Annotated in this window: 17 protein-coding genes and 2 tRNA genes; 9 read left to right on the forward strand and 10 right to left on the reverse strand. The window is 60.0% G+C overall.

The genetic code is table 11. From position 1 onward, the window contains the following. Positions 1–189 precede the first annotated feature (189 nt). Positions 190–615 carry a methylated-DNA--[protein]-cysteine S-methyltransferase gene (locus BUQ81_RS06600; protein WP_074201602.1) on the reverse strand — a complete coding sequence of 142 codons (426 nt, stop codon included), beginning with the start codon at positions 613–615 and terminating at the stop codon, positions 190–192. A gap of 28 nt (positions 616–643) precedes the next feature. Here BUQ81_RS06600 and BUQ81_RS06605 point away from each other — a divergent pair, with 28 nt between their 5' ends. Then, on the forward strand, positions 644–1,855 hold the full coding sequence (locus BUQ81_RS06605) for a hypothetical protein (protein WP_159432272.1): 1,212 nt from the start codon (positions 644–646) through the stop codon (positions 1,853–1,855). A gap of 177 nt (positions 1,856–2,032) precedes the next feature. Here the strand turns inward: BUQ81_RS06605 and BUQ81_RS06610 are convergent, their stop codons facing one another. The 4 genes from BUQ81_RS06610 to clpB all read right to left on the reverse strand — a co-directional run bounded on the left by BUQ81_RS06610 (position 2,033) and on the right by clpB (position 6,161). Further along, positions 2,033–3,091 (reverse strand): porin, encoded by a 1,059-nt coding sequence (locus tag BUQ81_RS06610; RefSeq protein WP_074201604.1) that lies wholly within the window; start codon positions 3,089–3,091, stop codon positions 2,033–2,035. Positions 3,092–3,310: 219 nt separating this feature from the next. Then, positions 3,311–3,387: transfer RNA gene (locus tag BUQ81_RS06615), tRNA-Pro, on the reverse strand. A 12-nt stretch (positions 3,388–3,399) separates the two neighbouring features. Beyond that, positions 3,400–3,475 (reverse strand) — tRNA-Thr (locus tag BUQ81_RS06620). A 112-nt stretch (positions 3,476–3,587) separates the two neighbouring features. Continuing rightward, positions 3,588–6,161, reverse strand: coding sequence for an ATP-dependent chaperone ClpB (gene clpB / locus BUQ81_RS06625; protein WP_074201605.1), 2,574 nt, complete (start codon positions 6,159–6,161; stop codon positions 3,588–3,590). Between the two features lie 135 nt (positions 6,162–6,296). On the opposite strand from clpB, the gene BUQ81_RS06630 reads away from it, so the two are divergent. Beyond that, positions 6,297–7,106: a YdcF family protein gene (locus BUQ81_RS06630; RefSeq protein ID WP_074201825.1), complete on the forward strand. Its 810-nt coding sequence runs from the start codon at positions 6,297–6,299 to the stop codon at positions 7,104–7,106. A 16-nt stretch (positions 7,107–7,122) separates the two neighbouring features. Here BUQ81_RS06630 and BUQ81_RS06635 read toward each other — a convergent pair whose 3' ends face one another. From BUQ81_RS06635 to dapF, 5 genes are read right to left on the reverse strand one after another with little or no spacing between them, the layout of a single operon-like run. Then, positions 7,123–7,683 carry a YqhA family protein gene (locus BUQ81_RS06635; RefSeq protein WP_200770566.1) on the reverse strand — a complete coding sequence of 187 codons (561 nt, stop codon included), beginning with the start codon at positions 7,681–7,683 and terminating at the stop codon, positions 7,123–7,125. Beyond that, on the reverse strand, positions 7,670–8,221 hold the full coding sequence (gene hslV, locus BUQ81_RS06640; protein WP_074201606.1) for an ATP-dependent protease subunit HslV: 552 nt from the start codon (positions 8,219–8,221) through the stop codon (positions 7,670–7,672). Before hslV ends, BUQ81_RS06635 begins: the two co-directional genes overlap by 14 nt. Before the next feature lies 1 nt (position 8,222). Next, complete coding sequence (locus BUQ81_RS06645) at positions 8,223–9,146, reverse strand: tyrosine recombinase XerC (RefSeq protein WP_074201607.1); 924 nt, start codon at positions 9,144–9,146, stop codon at positions 8,223–8,225. Continuing rightward, positions 9,127–9,819 (reverse strand): DUF484 family protein, encoded by a 693-nt coding sequence (locus tag BUQ81_RS06650; RefSeq protein WP_074201608.1) that lies wholly within the window; start codon positions 9,817–9,819, stop codon positions 9,127–9,129. The genes BUQ81_RS06645 and BUQ81_RS06650 overlap by 20 nt, the downstream gene beginning before the upstream one ends. Next, entirely contained in the window at positions 9,809–10,648 is an 840-nt protein-coding gene (gene dapF / locus BUQ81_RS06655) for a diaminopimelate epimerase (RefSeq protein ID WP_074201609.1), read from the reverse strand. The genes BUQ81_RS06650 and dapF overlap by 11 nt, the downstream gene beginning before the upstream one ends. Positions 10,649–10,758: 110 nt before the next feature. On the opposite strand from dapF, the gene hslU reads away from it, so the two are divergent. Genes hslU through ubiB form a run of 7 tightly spaced genes read left to right on the forward strand, consistent with a single transcriptional unit; the run spans position 10,759 to position 15,988 of the window. Next, positions 10,759–12,078 carry an ATP-dependent protease ATPase subunit HslU gene (hslU, locus tag BUQ81_RS06660; RefSeq protein WP_074201610.1) on the forward strand — a complete coding sequence of 440 codons (1,320 nt, stop codon included), beginning with the start codon at positions 10,759–10,761 and terminating at the stop codon, positions 12,076–12,078. A 38-nt stretch (positions 12,079–12,116) separates the two neighbouring features. Beyond that, positions 12,117–12,329: an antitoxin MazE family protein gene (locus BUQ81_RS06665; protein WP_074201611.1), complete on the forward strand. Its 213-nt coding sequence runs from the start codon at positions 12,117–12,119 to the stop codon at positions 12,327–12,329. Further along, positions 12,323–12,649, forward strand: coding sequence for a type II toxin-antitoxin system PemK/MazF family toxin (locus BUQ81_RS06670; RefSeq protein WP_074201612.1), 327 nt, complete (start codon positions 12,323–12,325; stop codon positions 12,647–12,649). Before BUQ81_RS06665 ends, BUQ81_RS06670 begins: the two co-directional genes overlap by 7 nt. Continuing rightward, entirely contained in the window at positions 12,646–13,002 is a 357-nt protein-coding gene (locus BUQ81_RS06675; RefSeq protein ID WP_074201613.1) for a gamma-butyrobetaine hydroxylase family protein, read from the forward strand. Before BUQ81_RS06670 ends, BUQ81_RS06675 begins: the two co-directional genes overlap by 4 nt. Next, positions 12,980–13,729: a bifunctional demethylmenaquinone methyltransferase/2-methoxy-6-polyprenyl-1,4-benzoquinol methylase UbiE gene (ubiE, locus tag BUQ81_RS06680; protein ID WP_074201614.1), complete on the forward strand. Its 750-nt coding sequence runs from the start codon at positions 12,980–12,982 to the stop codon at positions 13,727–13,729. Before BUQ81_RS06675 ends, ubiE begins: the two co-directional genes overlap by 23 nt. Beyond that, positions 13,729–14,379 (forward strand): ubiquinone biosynthesis accessory factor UbiJ, encoded by a 651-nt coding sequence (locus BUQ81_RS06685; protein WP_074201615.1) that lies wholly within the window; start codon positions 13,729–13,731, stop codon positions 14,377–14,379. The genes ubiE and BUQ81_RS06685 overlap by 1 nt, the downstream gene beginning before the upstream one ends. Next, a complete protein-coding gene (ubiB, locus tag BUQ81_RS06690) occupies positions 14,366–15,988 on the forward strand; it encodes a ubiquinone biosynthesis regulatory protein kinase UbiB (RefSeq protein WP_074201616.1) in 1,623 nt (540 codons plus the stop codon). The genes BUQ81_RS06685 and ubiB overlap by 14 nt, the downstream gene beginning before the upstream one ends. Positions 15,989–16,032 lie beyond the last annotated feature (44 nt).

Genomic DNA, 16,032 nt, shown 5'->3' on the forward strand with positions numbered 1-16,032 from the left:
GCTGTTGTCTTCCTTATACGAGATTGAACCTGAGGCAGCGCGTGGCGCCGCGCCAAAAGTCGCGGTTCACTATGCCGCAGCAAAGGGCAAAAAAAAAATCAGAATTTTTTATTGGCCAATTGGAAATACCAAAAGAATGCAAGCCTCTGTTTTTAAAAGATTTTTTTACTTCAGAATTTTATTATTTACTTATTTATCCCATTCTGCTTTTTCCCATGCAAGCAAACCAGCCTTGCGTTTTTCACCCCAGGCATAGCCGCCCAAGCCGCCATCGCTGCGAATAATCCGATGGCAGGGCACGCGCACGGCCACCGGATTGGCCGCCAGTGCATTAGCCACAGCGCGACAGGCTCTTGGCCGCCCCACCTGCCGCGCCAGCCACTGATAACTGCGTACCTCGCCCGCAGGCACAGACTGCACCCCATGCCATAGCGCCTGTTGAAATTCCGTGCCGCCCAATACAACAGGCAACGCCATAAAATCATCAAACGAAAGCGCCAGACCTTCGGGCAACGTGGCAAAGATCGCCTGCCGAATACGCCCTTCCTCATCAAATCCAACACGGAGCAAGCCAAGATTCTCCGGCAGGTGCACATGGCGCACTTCGTATTCCATATGACCTCCTTTCGCTACAATAAAGGGCATGACCAACGCATCTGCTCTGCGCACGAAAATTCTCCATGATTCACGCCCTGCGCTGTGGCGTCTGCTCAGTCGCCATAGCCTGTGGGACGAAGAAACAGCAACCCTCTGGGTTGATTTAACCCCGTTTGATAGCAAACTACAACCGGTCGCCATTCCAGGCTGGGAGCGCATGCTGACCTGGCACGGTGAAACACCTGAGTTACCGGCATGGGCAGTGCTGGCGTGGCCGAATACACCCGCCGTCCACGCATGGCGCAGGCAAATCCCCGCATGGGTGCGCGACACACTGCAGCGTTTGCCCAATAAAGGGCAGCTGCGCCTGCTGTTTCTCAGCGCGCGCTATCCGCAAATGCTGGAGCTGCTGGACAAGATGCCGGTGCTTGCGTGGCGGCTGGCCAATGCGAACATGGACGAACACCAGCTTGAACAGCTGTTTCCCCGTCCCCGCACAGACATGACGGGATTAATCGGCTGGCCGGAAGACCGCCGTGCCATCCGTTTCCTGCAAAAACTGCGCTTGCGCAGCATGGATGAGCAGATGCTGCAGCAGATTGACACCTGTCTGGCGGACCCAACCATCTATCACCGTGCAACCGAACTGCCGCGCATCAACTCCATGGCGCTCACGCTCGCCGCCAATTTTCCGCAGCTAATCGGATCGCAACTGCATCAGAGCCTTGCTCGTCAGCCTTGCCGACCGCAGCAGTGCCAGCAAATGAAAGCACTGCTGCAGGACGCGATCGAACTGGCCAATTGGCTGGGTGAATCGCTCGACCCGATCAAAAGCAGCCGTTTTCTGGTAGAAGTGGAAGAAATCCATACTAAGTGGCTACAAAAGGGGCTAAAACGTCTGAAAACCAGGGCAGAACAAAGCGGGCAAAAAATGCCCATTGAAAAAGTCGGGGACCCCCCTCCCCTCCCCGCTGGCTGGCAATTGATTCGCAGCCTGCATGCTTGCAACGCACTGTGCCAGACAACGGGGCATGCCTGGTTTACCCAAACCACGGGTCTGATTGTTCGTCCCAGAGACAAGACGACCCCCTGGGCGGCGCAGATTGATTTTATCGATGGGCACTGGCAACTTGGCAAGGGGCGCCAGGCAGGCAACCGCTTGCTCGACAGCGAACAGCTGGCGCAGTGCAATCTGCTGCTCACATACCTGAATGCCCATTCCAGCCCGACTGCCACGGCGTCGCCCTCCCCTGATTGAAACCCATAACCATCCGCCTCGACACACAAGCGCGTCGACCGGGCCCTGCAGGGGGCTTTTCAGAACGGCGCATCCCCGCCCCATGCGCCATGCATTTTTTCCAGACACAAAAAAACCCGCCGACTTACGCCGACGGGTTTGACAAGTTCAATCAGACAGTCTTACGACTGCAGGTGATTAGAACTTGTGAATCATACCTACAGACACATAGGTATCTTCAGCTTTCTTGCCGATAGCATAAGCATCTGCTTCTGCAGAGTAGTTGTCAGTCGCAACATACTCAACATAGGCAGTTGTTTTCTTGCCCAGAGCGTAATCAACACCCAATCCGTAAGCAGAGGCATCTTTCTGGGACTTCACATCGTAATCAACTGAAGAGTATTTACCTTTCAGGGTCGCCGCACCCATGGTGTAGGCCAGGTTGATCTGCCAGTTAGAACCATCATTAGCAGCTTTAACCTTGGATGTATCAAAGTCCTGATACATAACGTTAGCCATCAAGTCGCCCATAGTGTACTGTGCAGACAGGCGGTATTCGCTGTAGCTGTGTGTACCGTCAACCGAGTTCTTGTCTGCGTTAGTCATAGCAGCAGACAGATACAGACCTTTTTTCTTGGAGCCGTACATCAATGCTGCTGAATAAATGTCTGTCAGGCCACTTTCCTTGTTGGCAACGCCTAGCTCTTCGTTAGGTACCAAGGCACCCACGAATTTAATGCCGTTGAAAGAAGGTGAAACATAGGCCAGCACGTTACCTGCGCGCAGCTCACCACCAGCGCCGTACAGACCCAGAAGCCCAGCCATGCGGCCGTTGTCACCATAACCATCGTTAAAGGTGTCAGTGGGCTGTGCCATTTTGAAAGGTGAGTCGTGACGGCCCAGCAGAACCGCACCGAAAGAGCCACCCAGCCCTACGTAAGCATTACGAGCAGAAATGCTTTCAGTCGCCTTATATTTGCTGCGACCTTTGTCGCCATCCACGTCAACGCCCCACTCGATCTTGTACAGAGCTTTCAGGCCGTTACCCAGATCTTCAGAACCTTTAACGCCGATACGTGAAGCGTTAGACGTTACACGAACACCACCGTTGGTCTTGTCTTTATAGCCATGAGCATCCTTGATGCTAACATGGTCCAGAGACATATTGATCTGGCCGTAAACAGTCGGCGCACCAGCCATGGCAGCAGGTGCAGCTACAGCAGCAGCGATCGCAGCAGCGATGATTTGCTTTTTCATAGGTTTTACCCTCTTTTTGGTTGATGATTCAACTTAAGTTAAACCCCGAAATGTGGCGTTTGTCACGCCGCGCTTCAGCGTCTACGCTTAAATGCGTTAGTGCTCACTATAGGGATCTGACCTGATCGTTTCAAAGAATGCAGGCGGATGCTCAAAAGGATTTGGGTAGTGTTGCATTTATGCAACATGCGACCTCAATAGACCTTGGAGATATGAAATTGGTCGGGACAGCAGGACTTGAACCTGCGACCCCCGCCACCCCATGACGGTGCTCTACCAGACTGAGCTATGCCCCGAGAATAAAGAGATGGTGCCGACGGAGGGACTTGAACCCCCAACCTACTGATTACAAGTCAGTTGCACTACCAGTTGTGCTACGTCGGCCCATATCGGAAGGTGATGGGAATTATACGCCTTGCGTCAGGCATGTCAATATCCCAAAAGCCGAAAACAAAAAAGGCGGCCGAAGCCGCCTTTTGGAGGGTTCCGCCGGGCATTAACCCTTGCGGAAGGCCAGATCGCCGTTTTCCACATCGACGATGATGGTGTCACCCGGAGCGAACTCGCCCTTGAGCAGGCGTTCTGCCAGCGGGTTTTCCAGCAGATGCTGGATGGCCCGCTTGAGCGGACGCGCGCCATAGACCGGGTCGAAGCCTGCTTCACCCAGCAGATCCAGCGCTGCTTCGGACACCTGCAGCTTGATGTCCTGCTCTTCCAGGCGCCTGGCGACGCGCCGAATCTGGATGTTGGTGATGGCGCGGATCTGCGCCTTGCCGAGCGGATGGAACACCACCGTCTCGTCGATCCGGTTGATGAACTCCGGACGGAAGTGCTGTCCAACCACTTCCATCACCGCCGCCTTCATGGCCTCGTAGTCCTTGACGCCGGCCATCTCCTGAATGAGGTGGCTGCCCAGGTTCGAGGTCATGATGATGACCGTATTGCGGAAGTCCACCGTACGGCCGTGGCTGTCGGTCAGGCGACCGTCGTCCAACACCTGCAGCAGGATATTGAACACATCCGGGTGCGCCTTTTCCACTTCGTCAAACAGGATGACGGAGTAGGGCTTGCGACGCACCTTCTCGGTGAGGTAGCCGCCTTCCTCGTAGCCCACGTAGCCCGGCGGCGCACCGATCAGGCGTGCCACCGCGTGCTTCTCCATGAACTCGGACATGTCGAGACGCACGATCGCCTCTTCGGTGTCGAACAGCACCTCGGCCAGCGCCTTGGTCAGCTCGGTCTTACCAACACCCGTCGGGCCCAGGAACAGGAATGAACCATTGGGCCGGTTCGGGTCGGCAAGGCCGGCGCGGGCACGGCGAATGGCTGCCGCCACCGCATGCACGGCTTCATCCTGACCGACGACGCGCTTGCGCAGTTCGTCTTCCAGATGAAGCAGCTTTTCACGCTCGCCTTCGAGCATCTTGCTGACCGGAATGCCGGTCCAGCGTGAGACCACTTCGGCGATCTCTTCTTCCGTGACCTTGTTGCGCAGCAGGTGCGGCTGCTCGTCGGCATTCGCCTCGGCTTCTTCCGCTTCCTTGATCTTGCGCTCCAGCTCCGGAATCACGCCATACTGCAGCTCGGCGGCGCGGTTCATGTTGCCTTCGCGCAACGCCTGCTCCAGCTCGATGCGTGCCTTGTCCAGCTGCGCCTTGAGCTCCTTCACGCCCTGGAGCAGCGCCTTGTCCCGCTTCCAGATCTCTTCCAGCTCGGCGTACTGCTTCTCGAGCTCGGCGATTTTCTCTTCCAGCTCGGCGAGACGCTTCTTCGCCGCCTCGTCCTTTTCCTTTTTCAGCGCTTCGCGCTCGATCTTCAATTGAATGAGGCGGCGCTCCAGCTTGTCCAGCTCTTCCGGCTTGGAGTCGATCTCCATACGAATGCGCGACGCCGCTTCGTCGATCAGGTCGATCGCCTTGTCCGGCAGCTTGCGGTCGGTAATGTAGCGGTGGGACAGAGTCGCCGCCGCCACGATCGCGCTGTCGGTAATCTCCACGCCGTGGTGCACTTCATAGCGCTCCTTCAGGCCGCGCAGAATGGCGATGGTGTCTTCCACGCTGGGCTCGTCCACCAGCACTTTCTGGAAGCGACGCTCCAGCGCAGCATCCTTTTCAATGTACTGACGGTATTCATCCAGCGTGGTGGCACCGATCACGTGCAGCTCGCCACGCGCCAGCGCAGGCTTGAGCATATTGCCCGCATCCATGGCGCCGTCCGCCTTGCCGGCACCCACCATGGTGTGGATCTCGTCGATAAAGAGGATGATCTGACCTTCGGACTTTTCGATGTCCTTGATCAGCGCCTTGAGGCGTTCCTCGAAATCACCACGGTACTTGGCACCGGCCAGCAACGCGCCCAGATCCAGGCTCAAAACGCGCTTGTCGCGCAGGCCTTCGGGCACCTCCTTGTTGACGATGCGCTGCGCCAGCCCTTCCACAATGGCGGTCTTACCCACGCCCGGCTCACCGATGAGCACCGGGTTGTTCTTGGTGCGGCGCTGCAGCACCTGAATGGTGCGGCGAATCTCGTCGTCCCGGCCGATGACCGGGTCCAGCTTGCCTTCTGCCGCGCGGGCAGTCAGGTCAATGGTGTATTTCTCCAGCGCTTGCCGGGTATCTTCTGCGTTTGGATCCTGCACGGTTTCACCTCCTCGTATTTTCTGAATGGCTTCCAACAGTTTTTCCTTGCTCGCCCCCGCTTCTTTCAGCAGATCGGCGGCGATGTCCGCAACCTCCAGCAACGCCAGGAAGAACAGCTCACTGGCAATATAGCTGTCGCCCATTTCCTTGGACTGCTTGTCCATCAGGTTGAGCACCTGGGCGGTCTTGTTGGAGATCTTTACATCCCCGGCGGCGGCGCCGGATACCTGCGGCAGCGTCTTGAGCTTTTCGGCCACCTTCTGCCGCAATGTGTTTACGTCAACGCCCGCCAGCCGCAACAGGTTCCCCTGCGGCTCGATCAGGGCGTCGAGAATGTGCAGCGGCTCGATAAACTGGTTGCTGTTTTCCACAGCTTTCGATTGTGCGTCCTGCAGCGCCTGCTGCAGGGCGTTTGTCATTCTGTCCATCATGTCTGATGCCTCCCGTAAATTTTTTGGGCACCTCCACCAACCCCTTCAATGGTCGCAACGCGAGCAATGAAGGAATTGGCGGAGGTGCCAATGTTTCTGTACCCTATATGGGGATTTGTCGGGAGAATGCAAGACATGGACACCCTCTTTTTTGTGATATCGAAATTGGCGTGGGGGCTACTGAGCCCGCTCAACCTGATGATCTGGCTCACCCTGCTGGGCGTCCTGCTTGCATGGTGGGGCTGGCGGCGATTTGGCGGCACACTGGCCACGCTGGGCTTTGCCCTGCTGCTGGCCAATATGGCCTATCCGTTTGGGGACCTTATTATCCAGCCGCTGGAAGCGCGCTTTCACAAGCCGCACCCCATGCCGGACGATGTGGACGGCATTCTCATTCTCGGTGGCGGGGAAAGCCTCGGGCGCTCGCTCAGCTGGCAGACGCCGGAACTGGGACTGGGTGGCGATCGCTATGTGGCCGCGGCGTATCTGGCACGCCTGTATAAAGATGTGCCGGTCATCTTTGCCGGCGGTTCCGGCAGTGTGCAGCTGCAGGACACCGGCAAGGAGGGGGATATTGCCCGCACCCTGCTGACACAACTGGGCATCCCCCCCAACCGCCTGATCATCGAAAGCAGCTCGCGCAATACCCATGAAAACTTCCGTAATGTACGGCTGATGCTACCCAAGCCGGACGGCCGCTATCTGCTGATCACTTCCGCCTTTCACATGCCACGGGCGGTGGGCGTGGCTCGCAAGGTGGGCGTCAACGTCATCCCTTACCCCGTGGACTACCGCAGCTACAAGCCGCCCTATCGCAAGGTGGATTTCGACTTTTTTGATCATCTGAAATCACTGGAACCCGGCTGGAAGGAGTGGATCGGCCTGACAGTTTACTACCTCAGCGGCAAGACCGGTCAGTGGCTGCCGGCAGAAACCGAGCAATAAAAAATGTCGTGGCTGATCAGTGCTCGTAGGCCTTGTGCGACAGATACAGTGCCAGGCCGATCATCATGATCGCCAGCGAGTAGTACAGCAGCTCCAGCGGTGCAGTCGGCTTGAGGAAAATCGCCTGCTCGAAGAACATGACGATCAGGATCATCACAATGACCTTGGCCAGCTTGTCCTTCAGGTCGTCCAGCGAGTTGATGTACAGAATCTTGCTGGCGCCCGATTCGTGTGCCTGATCGATCTTGGAGATGAACAGCTCGTACAGCCCCAGCGCGAAGATCAGCATGATGGTGCCCAGCAGGAAACCATCCACCGAGCCGACTACATGGGCTACGGTCTGGGCCTTCAGATGGCTGCGCGCCTCATCGTCAAGCTGTGCGTAATGAACCAGGTGCGCCATGGTGTAGTACACATCCACGGCGGTCATGTAAAAAATGCCAAAGGCGGTAATCAGGCTGGCGATCACCGCCACCATGACCACCCAGCGGCTGTTCCACAGCGCGCCTTCGAAATAGCGTTCCAGCATGCTGGTGTGGGCTCTGTCCTTCTCCAGCGCCTGCTCATGATTTTTCATTCGGTGCCTCCAGGGTTTCGATTGTGAGCTGATGGTTGGTATAGATACATAGATCAGCCGCTATGGTAAGGGCTTTTTCCACCACTTCAAGTGCCGAAAGCGCTGTATTGTCCATGAGCGCCTGCGCTGCCGCATGCGCATAACTGCCGCCAGAGCCGATGGCGATGAAATCGTGTTCCGGCTCGATGACATCGCCTGTGCCGGACAGCAACAGCATGGTGGTCTGATCGGCCACGATCATCATCGCCTCCAGCCGACGCAGCGCACGGTCAGTACGCCAGTCCTTGGCCATTTCCACCGCGGCGCGCAGCAGCTGACCGCTGTGCGCCTGCAGCTTGGCCTCGAAGCGCTCGAACAGCGTAAACGCATCCGCCGTGGAGCCGGCGAAGCCGGCCAGCACCTTGCCGTTATACAGGCGGCGCACCTTGCGGGCGTTGCCCTTCATCACCACATTGCCCAGCGTCACCTGCCCGTCGCCGCCAATGACCATCTGACCATTGCGGCGCGCGCACAGAATCGTCGTCCCCTTGAAGCTCATTTCACTCCTCACGTTTGCGTTTGGCGCGCGGATGGGCCTTGTCGTACACCCGCGCCAGTTGTTGGAAATCCATGCGTGTGTATATCTGCGTGGCATTCAGGCTGGCGTGCCCCAGCAGCGTCTGCACCGCGCGCAGATCGCCGCTGCTCTCCAGCATGTGGGTGGCGAAGCTGTGGCGCAGCTTGTGCGGCGTCACGCCCTGCGGCAGACCGCGCTGCCGCCCCCACTTGCGCAGCCGCTGCTGCATGGACCGAATGCTCAGGCGTCCGCCGCGCGGGTTGATGAACAGTGCCGGCTCATCCGCATCAGCGTGGGCATTACGCACCTTGAGCCACGCCGCCAGCGCCTCGCGGGCCACGCGCCCCACCGGCACCCAGCGCTCCTTGTCGCGCTTGCCCAGCACGATGGTGCCGCCCTCGCGCAGCATCTGTTCGCCGTGGGATACATTCAGCCCATGCAACTCGGCCACACGCATGCCGCTGCTGTACAGCAGTTCATAAATTGCCCTATCACGCCGCCCCTGCCAGCTGTCATCGAAACCCTCCAGCAGCTGACTGACCTGATCCACATCCAGCGTGCGCGGCAGCGGCGCCCCCACTTTGGGCAGGGGCACATCCCGCGCCGGGTTGCTCTGCGCCTGCTCTTCGCGCAGCAGGTAGTCGAAAAAGCTACGCAGCGCCGAAAGAATACGCGCCAGGGTGCGCGCCGACTTGCCTTCGCTGGCCAGCTTCTGCAGATAAAGCTTAACGTGCAGCGTGGCCACCTCGCCCCACGATACAACCGCTTCGGCCTGCGCAAAGGCGGCAAAGCCGCGCACATCGCGGGCGTAATTCTTCATCGTGTGTTCCGACAGCCCACGGGCCGCCAGATGGCGCATCCATGCGCCGATGGCCGCATCCAGCGCTTCAACAGCGCGGGAGGACATGACTGTCTCCAAACAGATGCCCCAGCCGAGCGCTGATCAGCTCGCCCAGCACGCGCAGAAAATAGGTGTCCAGTTCGGGTGCAAAGCGCTCGGCGTCATGGCTGCCGATGGCAAGCACACCCCAGACCCGCTCGAACCCCAGCGGCACCAGACATACGCTGCGCACCGCTGGCTCCGGCTCGAACAGGCCCGTCTGCCAGCCCGGCTCCAGCGCGCCGCAGCGGGGTTTTCCCGGTTGCAGATGCGCGCGCAGCAGCTGCACCCAGCTGCGGTCCATGCCCAGCTGACGCAGCCCCTTCACCGCCTCGCGCGGCGCCTGCCAGCTGTGCAGGCGCACCTGTTCCACCGCAAACAGGGCCGGCAGCAGTTCCAGCAGGCAGTGCACCGCATCACTTTCGCTGCGCGCTGCCATCAGCGCCAGCGTGAGCTGGTGCAGTTTTTCGAACAGGCGGCCGTTGTCGCCGGCCACGGCCAGCAGCGCAGAGACCTCCTGCTCCAGCGTCTCCTTCTTATCGCGCAGGCTGATCAGCTGACGCTGCAGCAGGGAAATGCTTTCGCCGCTGCGCGGATGCGGCAGGCGCATCTGCTCCACCAGATCGGGGAAAATCTGAAAGAAGTCCGGATGGCGCGCCAGATAGTTGGCCACCTCCTGTGCGGTCAGGTCAGTTCGCATCGCACAATTCGCCCGTAAAGACCCATTCGGCCGGTCCGCTCATCCAAACCGGTTCCTGCGGATCGCCAGACCAGCGAATGCGCAGATCGCCACCCGGCAATGAAACCGTGACTTCGTCATCCACCAGCCCCCAGCGGCGCAGCATCACCATCGCCGCCGTGGCGCCCGTGCCGCAGGCCAAGGTTTCACCCGCGCCGCGCTCATACACGCGCAGCTTCACGTGCTGGCGATCCACCACCTCGGCGAAGCCCACGTTCACCCGCTCCGGAAATTGCGGATGGCTTTCAATGGCCGGGCCCAACTGCTCAACCGGTGCGTCGTTCACACTGCTCACCCGCAGCATAGCGTGGGGGTTCCCCAGCGATACCGCGCCGATTTCCACCGTCTGCCCCAGCACCTCAAGATCATAGCGCGCCTGTTCGGTGGGCACATCAAACGGCAGGGCGTGCGGCGCAAAGCGGGGCTGACCCATGTTGACGCGCACCCAGCCGTCATCTTCAATATAAAGCACCAGCTTGCCCGCAGCCGTCTCCACGGGGATTTCCCGCTGATCGGTCAGGCCGCGGTCATACACGAAACGGGCGAAGCAGCGCGCGCCGTTGCCGCAGTTCTGCACCTCGGAGCCGTCCGCATTGAAGATGCGATAGCGAAACAGCACATCCTCCCGCGTTGGCTTTTCCACCAGCAGCAGCTGATCGAAGCCCACGCCGAAATGGCGGTCCGCCAGTCTGCGCACTGTCTGCGCATCCGGCGCAAACGACTGCGAGATAGCGTCCACCACCATGAAATCGTTGCCCAAACCGTGCATTTTGGCAAATTTCAGCCCCATGCAAGCCTCCGTGCCGCGGTGCGAAAAACGCCGCTGTAAAAAGTCGGGGACCCCCGTCCCTGCTGCCGCACACTATAATACCGTGATTAACCCATCAAGTTGAGCGTGCCATGTTGACACCCAAGCAAATCGTCGCCGAACTGGACAAGCACATCGTCGGCCAGGCGGACGCCAAGCGCGCCGTGGCCATCGCCCTGCGCAATCGCTGGCGCCGCAGCCAGCTGCCGGAAGACTTGCGCCAGGAAGTGACGCCGAAAAACATCCTCATGATCGGTCCCACCGGTGTGGGCAAGACCGAAATCGCCCGCCGACTGGCGCGTCTGGCCGATGCCCCCTTCCTCAAGGTGGAAGCCACCAAGTTCACCGAAGTGGGCTACGTGGGCCGCGACGTGGACAGCATCATCCGCGACCTGACTGACAATGCGGTGAAGATGCTGCGGGAAAAGGCGATGGAACGCGTGCAGGAACAGGCACGCGAGCGTGCGCTGGAACGCATTCTCGACGTGTTGCTCCCACCCGCGCGCGGCTTTGAGGCGCGCAGCGTGGACGAGATGGCGCCTACCCGTGCCAAGTTCCGCGAAAAGATCCTCGCCGGGCAGATGGACGACAGGGAAATCGAAATCGACATGCGCGCCCCGCAGGTGCAGATGGAGATCATGGCCCCGCCCGGCATGGAAGACATGACCCAGCAGCTGCAGGGCCTGTTCGAGCAGCTGGGCCGCAACCGCACGCAAAAGCGCCGCACTACCATCGCGCAGGCGCTCAAGCAGCTGACCGAAGAGGAAGCCGCCGCCCTGATCAACGAAGAGGAAATCAGGGCGGAGGCAGTCGAGGCCGTGGAGCAGAACGGCATCGTCTTTATCGACGAGATTGACAAGGTGGCCAAAAGCGGCGAACGCGGCGGCGCAGATGTCTCCCGCGAAGGGGTGCAGCGCGACCTGCTGCCATTGATCGAAGGCGCCACCGTCTCCACCAAGTACGGCATGGTCAAGACCGACCATATTCTCTTTATCGCCTCCGGCGCGTTCCATCTGGCCAAGCCCTCGGACCTTATTCCGGAGCTGCAGGGGCGTCTGCCCATCCGCGTGGAGCTGCAGAGCCTCACCGTGGACGACTTCGTGCGCATCCTCACCGAGCCGCGCGCCAACCTCACCGAGCAGGCCATCGCCCTGCTGGCCACCGAAGGCGTGGAGCTGGTGTTTACCGATGAGGCCATCCGCCGCATTGCCGAAGTGGCCTATGAGGTGAATGAACGCACCGAAAACATCGGCGCACGCCGCCTGCATACCGTCATGGAGCGACTGCTGGAAGAGATCAGCTATGACGCCCCGGACCACCAAGGCGAAACCTTCACCATTACGCCCGAATACGTCAACGAACGCCTCGGCGAGCTGGCGCAGAACGTGGATTTGAGCCAATATATCCTGTGATAAGATAACGTTACATGTTACGGGGATGAGGCACGACTATGACTACAGCCAGCGAACGGGTACGCCGCTATCGGGAAAAAATGCGGGCGGAAGGCTTTCGCCTGGTCCAGCTGTGGGTGCCGGATACCCGCAGCGAAGCCTTTCGACGCCAGTGCCGGGAGCAATCCCTGCGATTGAAAAATGATCCCAACGAAGCCGACACCCTAACGTGGATTGAGCACGCCACGGACACAGAAGGGTGGACATGGTAAAGCGGGGCGACATCATCTCTGCTGTGCTGCCGGGCGATTATGGCAAGCCGCGCCCGGTGCTGGTGGTGCAGTCCGATCTGTTTGACCAGCACCCCTCTGTCACCGTGCTCCCCATTACCAGCCATATGGTGGATGCGCCACTGTTTCGCCTGTCTCTGGATCCGGAACGCACCGGTCTGAACCGCCCATCGCAGGTGATGATCGACAAGGCCACGACCATTGCCCGCAAGCGGCTGGTGCAGCCCATCGGCCGGATGCCGGAGGACGACATGCTGCGCCTGAATCGATTACTGGCCGTATTCATGGGGATTGTGACATGATTCCCACCCGCATCGAGGTGGACACGCAGGCGCGCAGGCTGACCATCGCCTTTGATACGGGCGAAACCTTCGAGTACACCTGCGAGTTTCTGCGCGTACACTCCCAGTCCGCCGAGGTGGTGGGGCACCGCCCGGAGGACTATCAGCTGCAGGTGGGCAAGGAAAATGTGGCTTGCGAAGCCATCACGCCGGTGGGCAACTACGGCATCCGCATCCATTTCGATGATGGCCACGATACCGGTATCTACACGTGGGAGCGCCTCTACGAACTGGGCAAGCACTACGGCTACTACTGGGCCGAATATCTGAAGCAATTGAAGGCAGCAGGCCATGAGCGAAAAAAAGACAGTTGATTTCGGCTTTAAAGAGGTGCCGTGGGAGGAGAAGGTCAAGCACGTCAAGAGCGTGTTTGACTCGGTGGCGGAAAAGTACGACCTCATGAACGACGTGATGTCCTTCGGAATCCACCGCCTGTGGAAGCGCTTCGCCATCGAAACCGCCGGCGTGCGCCCTGGCATGAAGGTGCTGGATCTGGCCGGCGGCACTGGCGACCTCACCAGGGCGCTGGCGCGCCGCGTCGCCCCCACAGGTGAAGTGGTACTGGCCGACATCAACGAAAACATGGTCAATGTGGGTCGCCGCCGCCTTGTTGACGCCGGCGTGGCACAGTGGGTGGATTTCACCATCGCCAACGCGGAAAAGCTACCGTTCGAGGATAACGCCTTCGACCGCGTCACCATCGCCTTCGGCCTGCGCAACGTCACCGACAAGGACGCTGCCCTGGCGGAAATGGTGCGGGTGCTCAAGCCCGGTGGGCAGGCGCTCATTCTTGAGTTTTCCCGCGTGGAGCAGCCCCTGCTGGCCAAGGCCTACGATTTCTACTCTTTCCACATTCTGCCGCGCATGGGCAAGACCATCGCCAACGACGAGGAGAGCTACCGCTATCTGGCCGAGTCCATCCGCAAGCACCCCGATCAGGAAACCCTTAAGGCCATGATGCTGGACGCCGGCTTCGACAAGGCTGAATACACCAACCTGTCAGAGGGCATCGTCGCCCTGCACCGAGGGTGGAAATACTGATGCTGGACCCTAAACTGGCCGCCGCCGCACTGGACGAAGCGCTGGAAAAGCTGCTCAACACCAGCGTACGCTACGACCGCTTCGGCGGCACCTGCATGACCCCGCTGGTGGGCAAGACCGTGGCTGTGCATCTCACCGATCTGGATCGCACGCTCTACCTGATCATCCAACCCGGGCTGATTACCCTGAACCGCAGCCTCGAAGGCGATTCAGACGCCACCATTCACACCGGTCTGCCCTTCTGGCCACTGCTCAAGCGTGCCGACACCCGCAAGGCCGTGCTCGCCGCCGGGCATTCCGCACTAGAGGGCGACACGGCGCTGGCAGAACAGCTGCTGGACTGCCTCGGCCAGCTGCAGCCCGATGCGGGCGCCTTTGTGGAGCGCTGGGCCGGCGAGCTGCCCGCCAGCTTCGTCACTGAAAGCGAGCAGGCGCTGCGCCACTTTGTAGCGCGCCTGAGCGACGGCGCCGAGCAGGCGCTGAAGGAATATCTACAGTTCGAACTGCGCCTGCTGCCCACGCGCGAGGAATTTGAAACCTTCAAGGCCGATATTGCCGCCCTGCAGCCGCGTGTGGACGCCTTGGCAGCGCGGGTCGAAAAAATCGAATCCGAAAAAGTCGGGGACCCCCCTTCCGATGCGCCGTCTTAACCGCAATCCACTCCGGCAGCTGCGCCGCCTGATCGAGATCAACCGCACATTGTGCTACTACGGCATCGACCGCCTGCTGTTTGAAGGCAGCCGCTTCGCCTGGCTGGTATGGCTGAATTGGCTACTGCCGTGGAACTGGCGACCTCGCCACAAGGGAACCCGCGGCGAACGCATCCGCCAGGCGCTGGAAGCGCTGGGGCCCATCTTCATCAAGTTCGGTCAGGCGCTGTCCACGCGCAAGGATCTGCTGCCTGACGATATCGCCGCCGAGCTGAGCAAGCTGCAGGACGACTGTCCGCCCTTTGATCCCGACGCGGCGCGCCGCATCATCGAGCAGGCGCTGGGGCGCCCCATCGAAGCGGCCTATACCCACTTCGAGGCAGAGCCCATGGCCTCCGCCTCCATCGCCCAGGTGCACGCGGCCACACTGCACAATGGCATGGATGTGGTGGTCAAGGTGGTGCGCCCGGACATTCAGCCGGTAATCGAACAGGACCTCGCCATTCTCTACTCGCTGGCCCAGCTGGTGGAGCGAGCGGTGCCCGATGCCCGCCGTCTGCATCCGGTGGAAGTGGTGCACGAGTTCGACAAGACGCTGCACCACGAGCTGGACATGATGCGCGAGGCCGCCAACGCCAGCCAGCTGCGCCGCAACTGGGAAGGCTCGGAGCTGCTGTATGTACCACGCATCTATTGGGAATACACCAGCGAGCAGGTGCTCACCATGGAGCGCATCTACGGCACCCGCGTCAGCGAACTGGATGAACTGAAGCGTCAGGGCGTGGATCTGGAACAGCTGTCGCGCAACGGTGTCATCATCTTCTTCACCCAGGTGTTCAAGCACAACTTCTTCCACGCCGACATGCACCCCGGCAACATTTTCGTGCTGCCGGACGGCCGCTACGCCGCCATCGACTTCGGCATCATGGGCAGCCTCACCCCGGAAGACCAGCGCTATCTGGCGGAAAATTTCCTCGCCTTTTTCAATCGCGACTATCTGCGTGTAGCCGAGCTGCACCTGGAATCCGGCTGGGTACCTGACAGCGTGCGCGTGGACGAGCTGGAGGCTGCCTTCCGCACCGTCAGCGAACCGGTGTGGGGCCGCCCCATCAAGGAGATCTCCTTCGGGCTGTTTCTGATACGCCTGTTCCGCACTGCGCGGGAATTCGGCATGGAAGTGCAGCCGCAGCTGGTGCTGCTGCAAAAGACCCTGCTCAATATCGAAGGTCTCGGCCGCCAGCTCAACGACGAACTGGACCTGTGGGATACCGCCAAGCCTTTCCTGGAAAACTGGATGAAGGAGCGCGTCGGCCTGCGCGGCTTTGCCAAAACCGCAAGGCAGCAGTTGCCCTACTGGATCGAGCGCGCACCGGAACTGCCGGGGCTGATCCACCGCGTGCTGGACGAAACCGCGCACCACAAGCGAACCTACCCCGTGCCGAACCTGAAAGCCGTGGAGCAGGCGCTGGCAGAAAACCGTCGTGCCGCGCGCAACCGCACACTGGGCGTCGTGATCGTGCTGCTCTCGCTACTGCCGCTGTTCCCGCTGAGCGAAGTGACTCAGGCTTTGATGCTTAGCGTGGGGCTCCTGCTGATTGTGTGGCGCTAAAAAAGGGCAGGAACAAAAAAAGCGCCATGCGGCGCTTTTCTGCA

It is taken from the genome of Sulfurivirga caldicuralii, from assembly GCF_900141795.1.
In the GTDB taxonomy this organism is placed as follows: domain Bacteria; phylum Pseudomonadota; class Gammaproteobacteria; order Thiomicrospirales; family Thiomicrospiraceae; genus Sulfurivirga; species Sulfurivirga caldicuralii.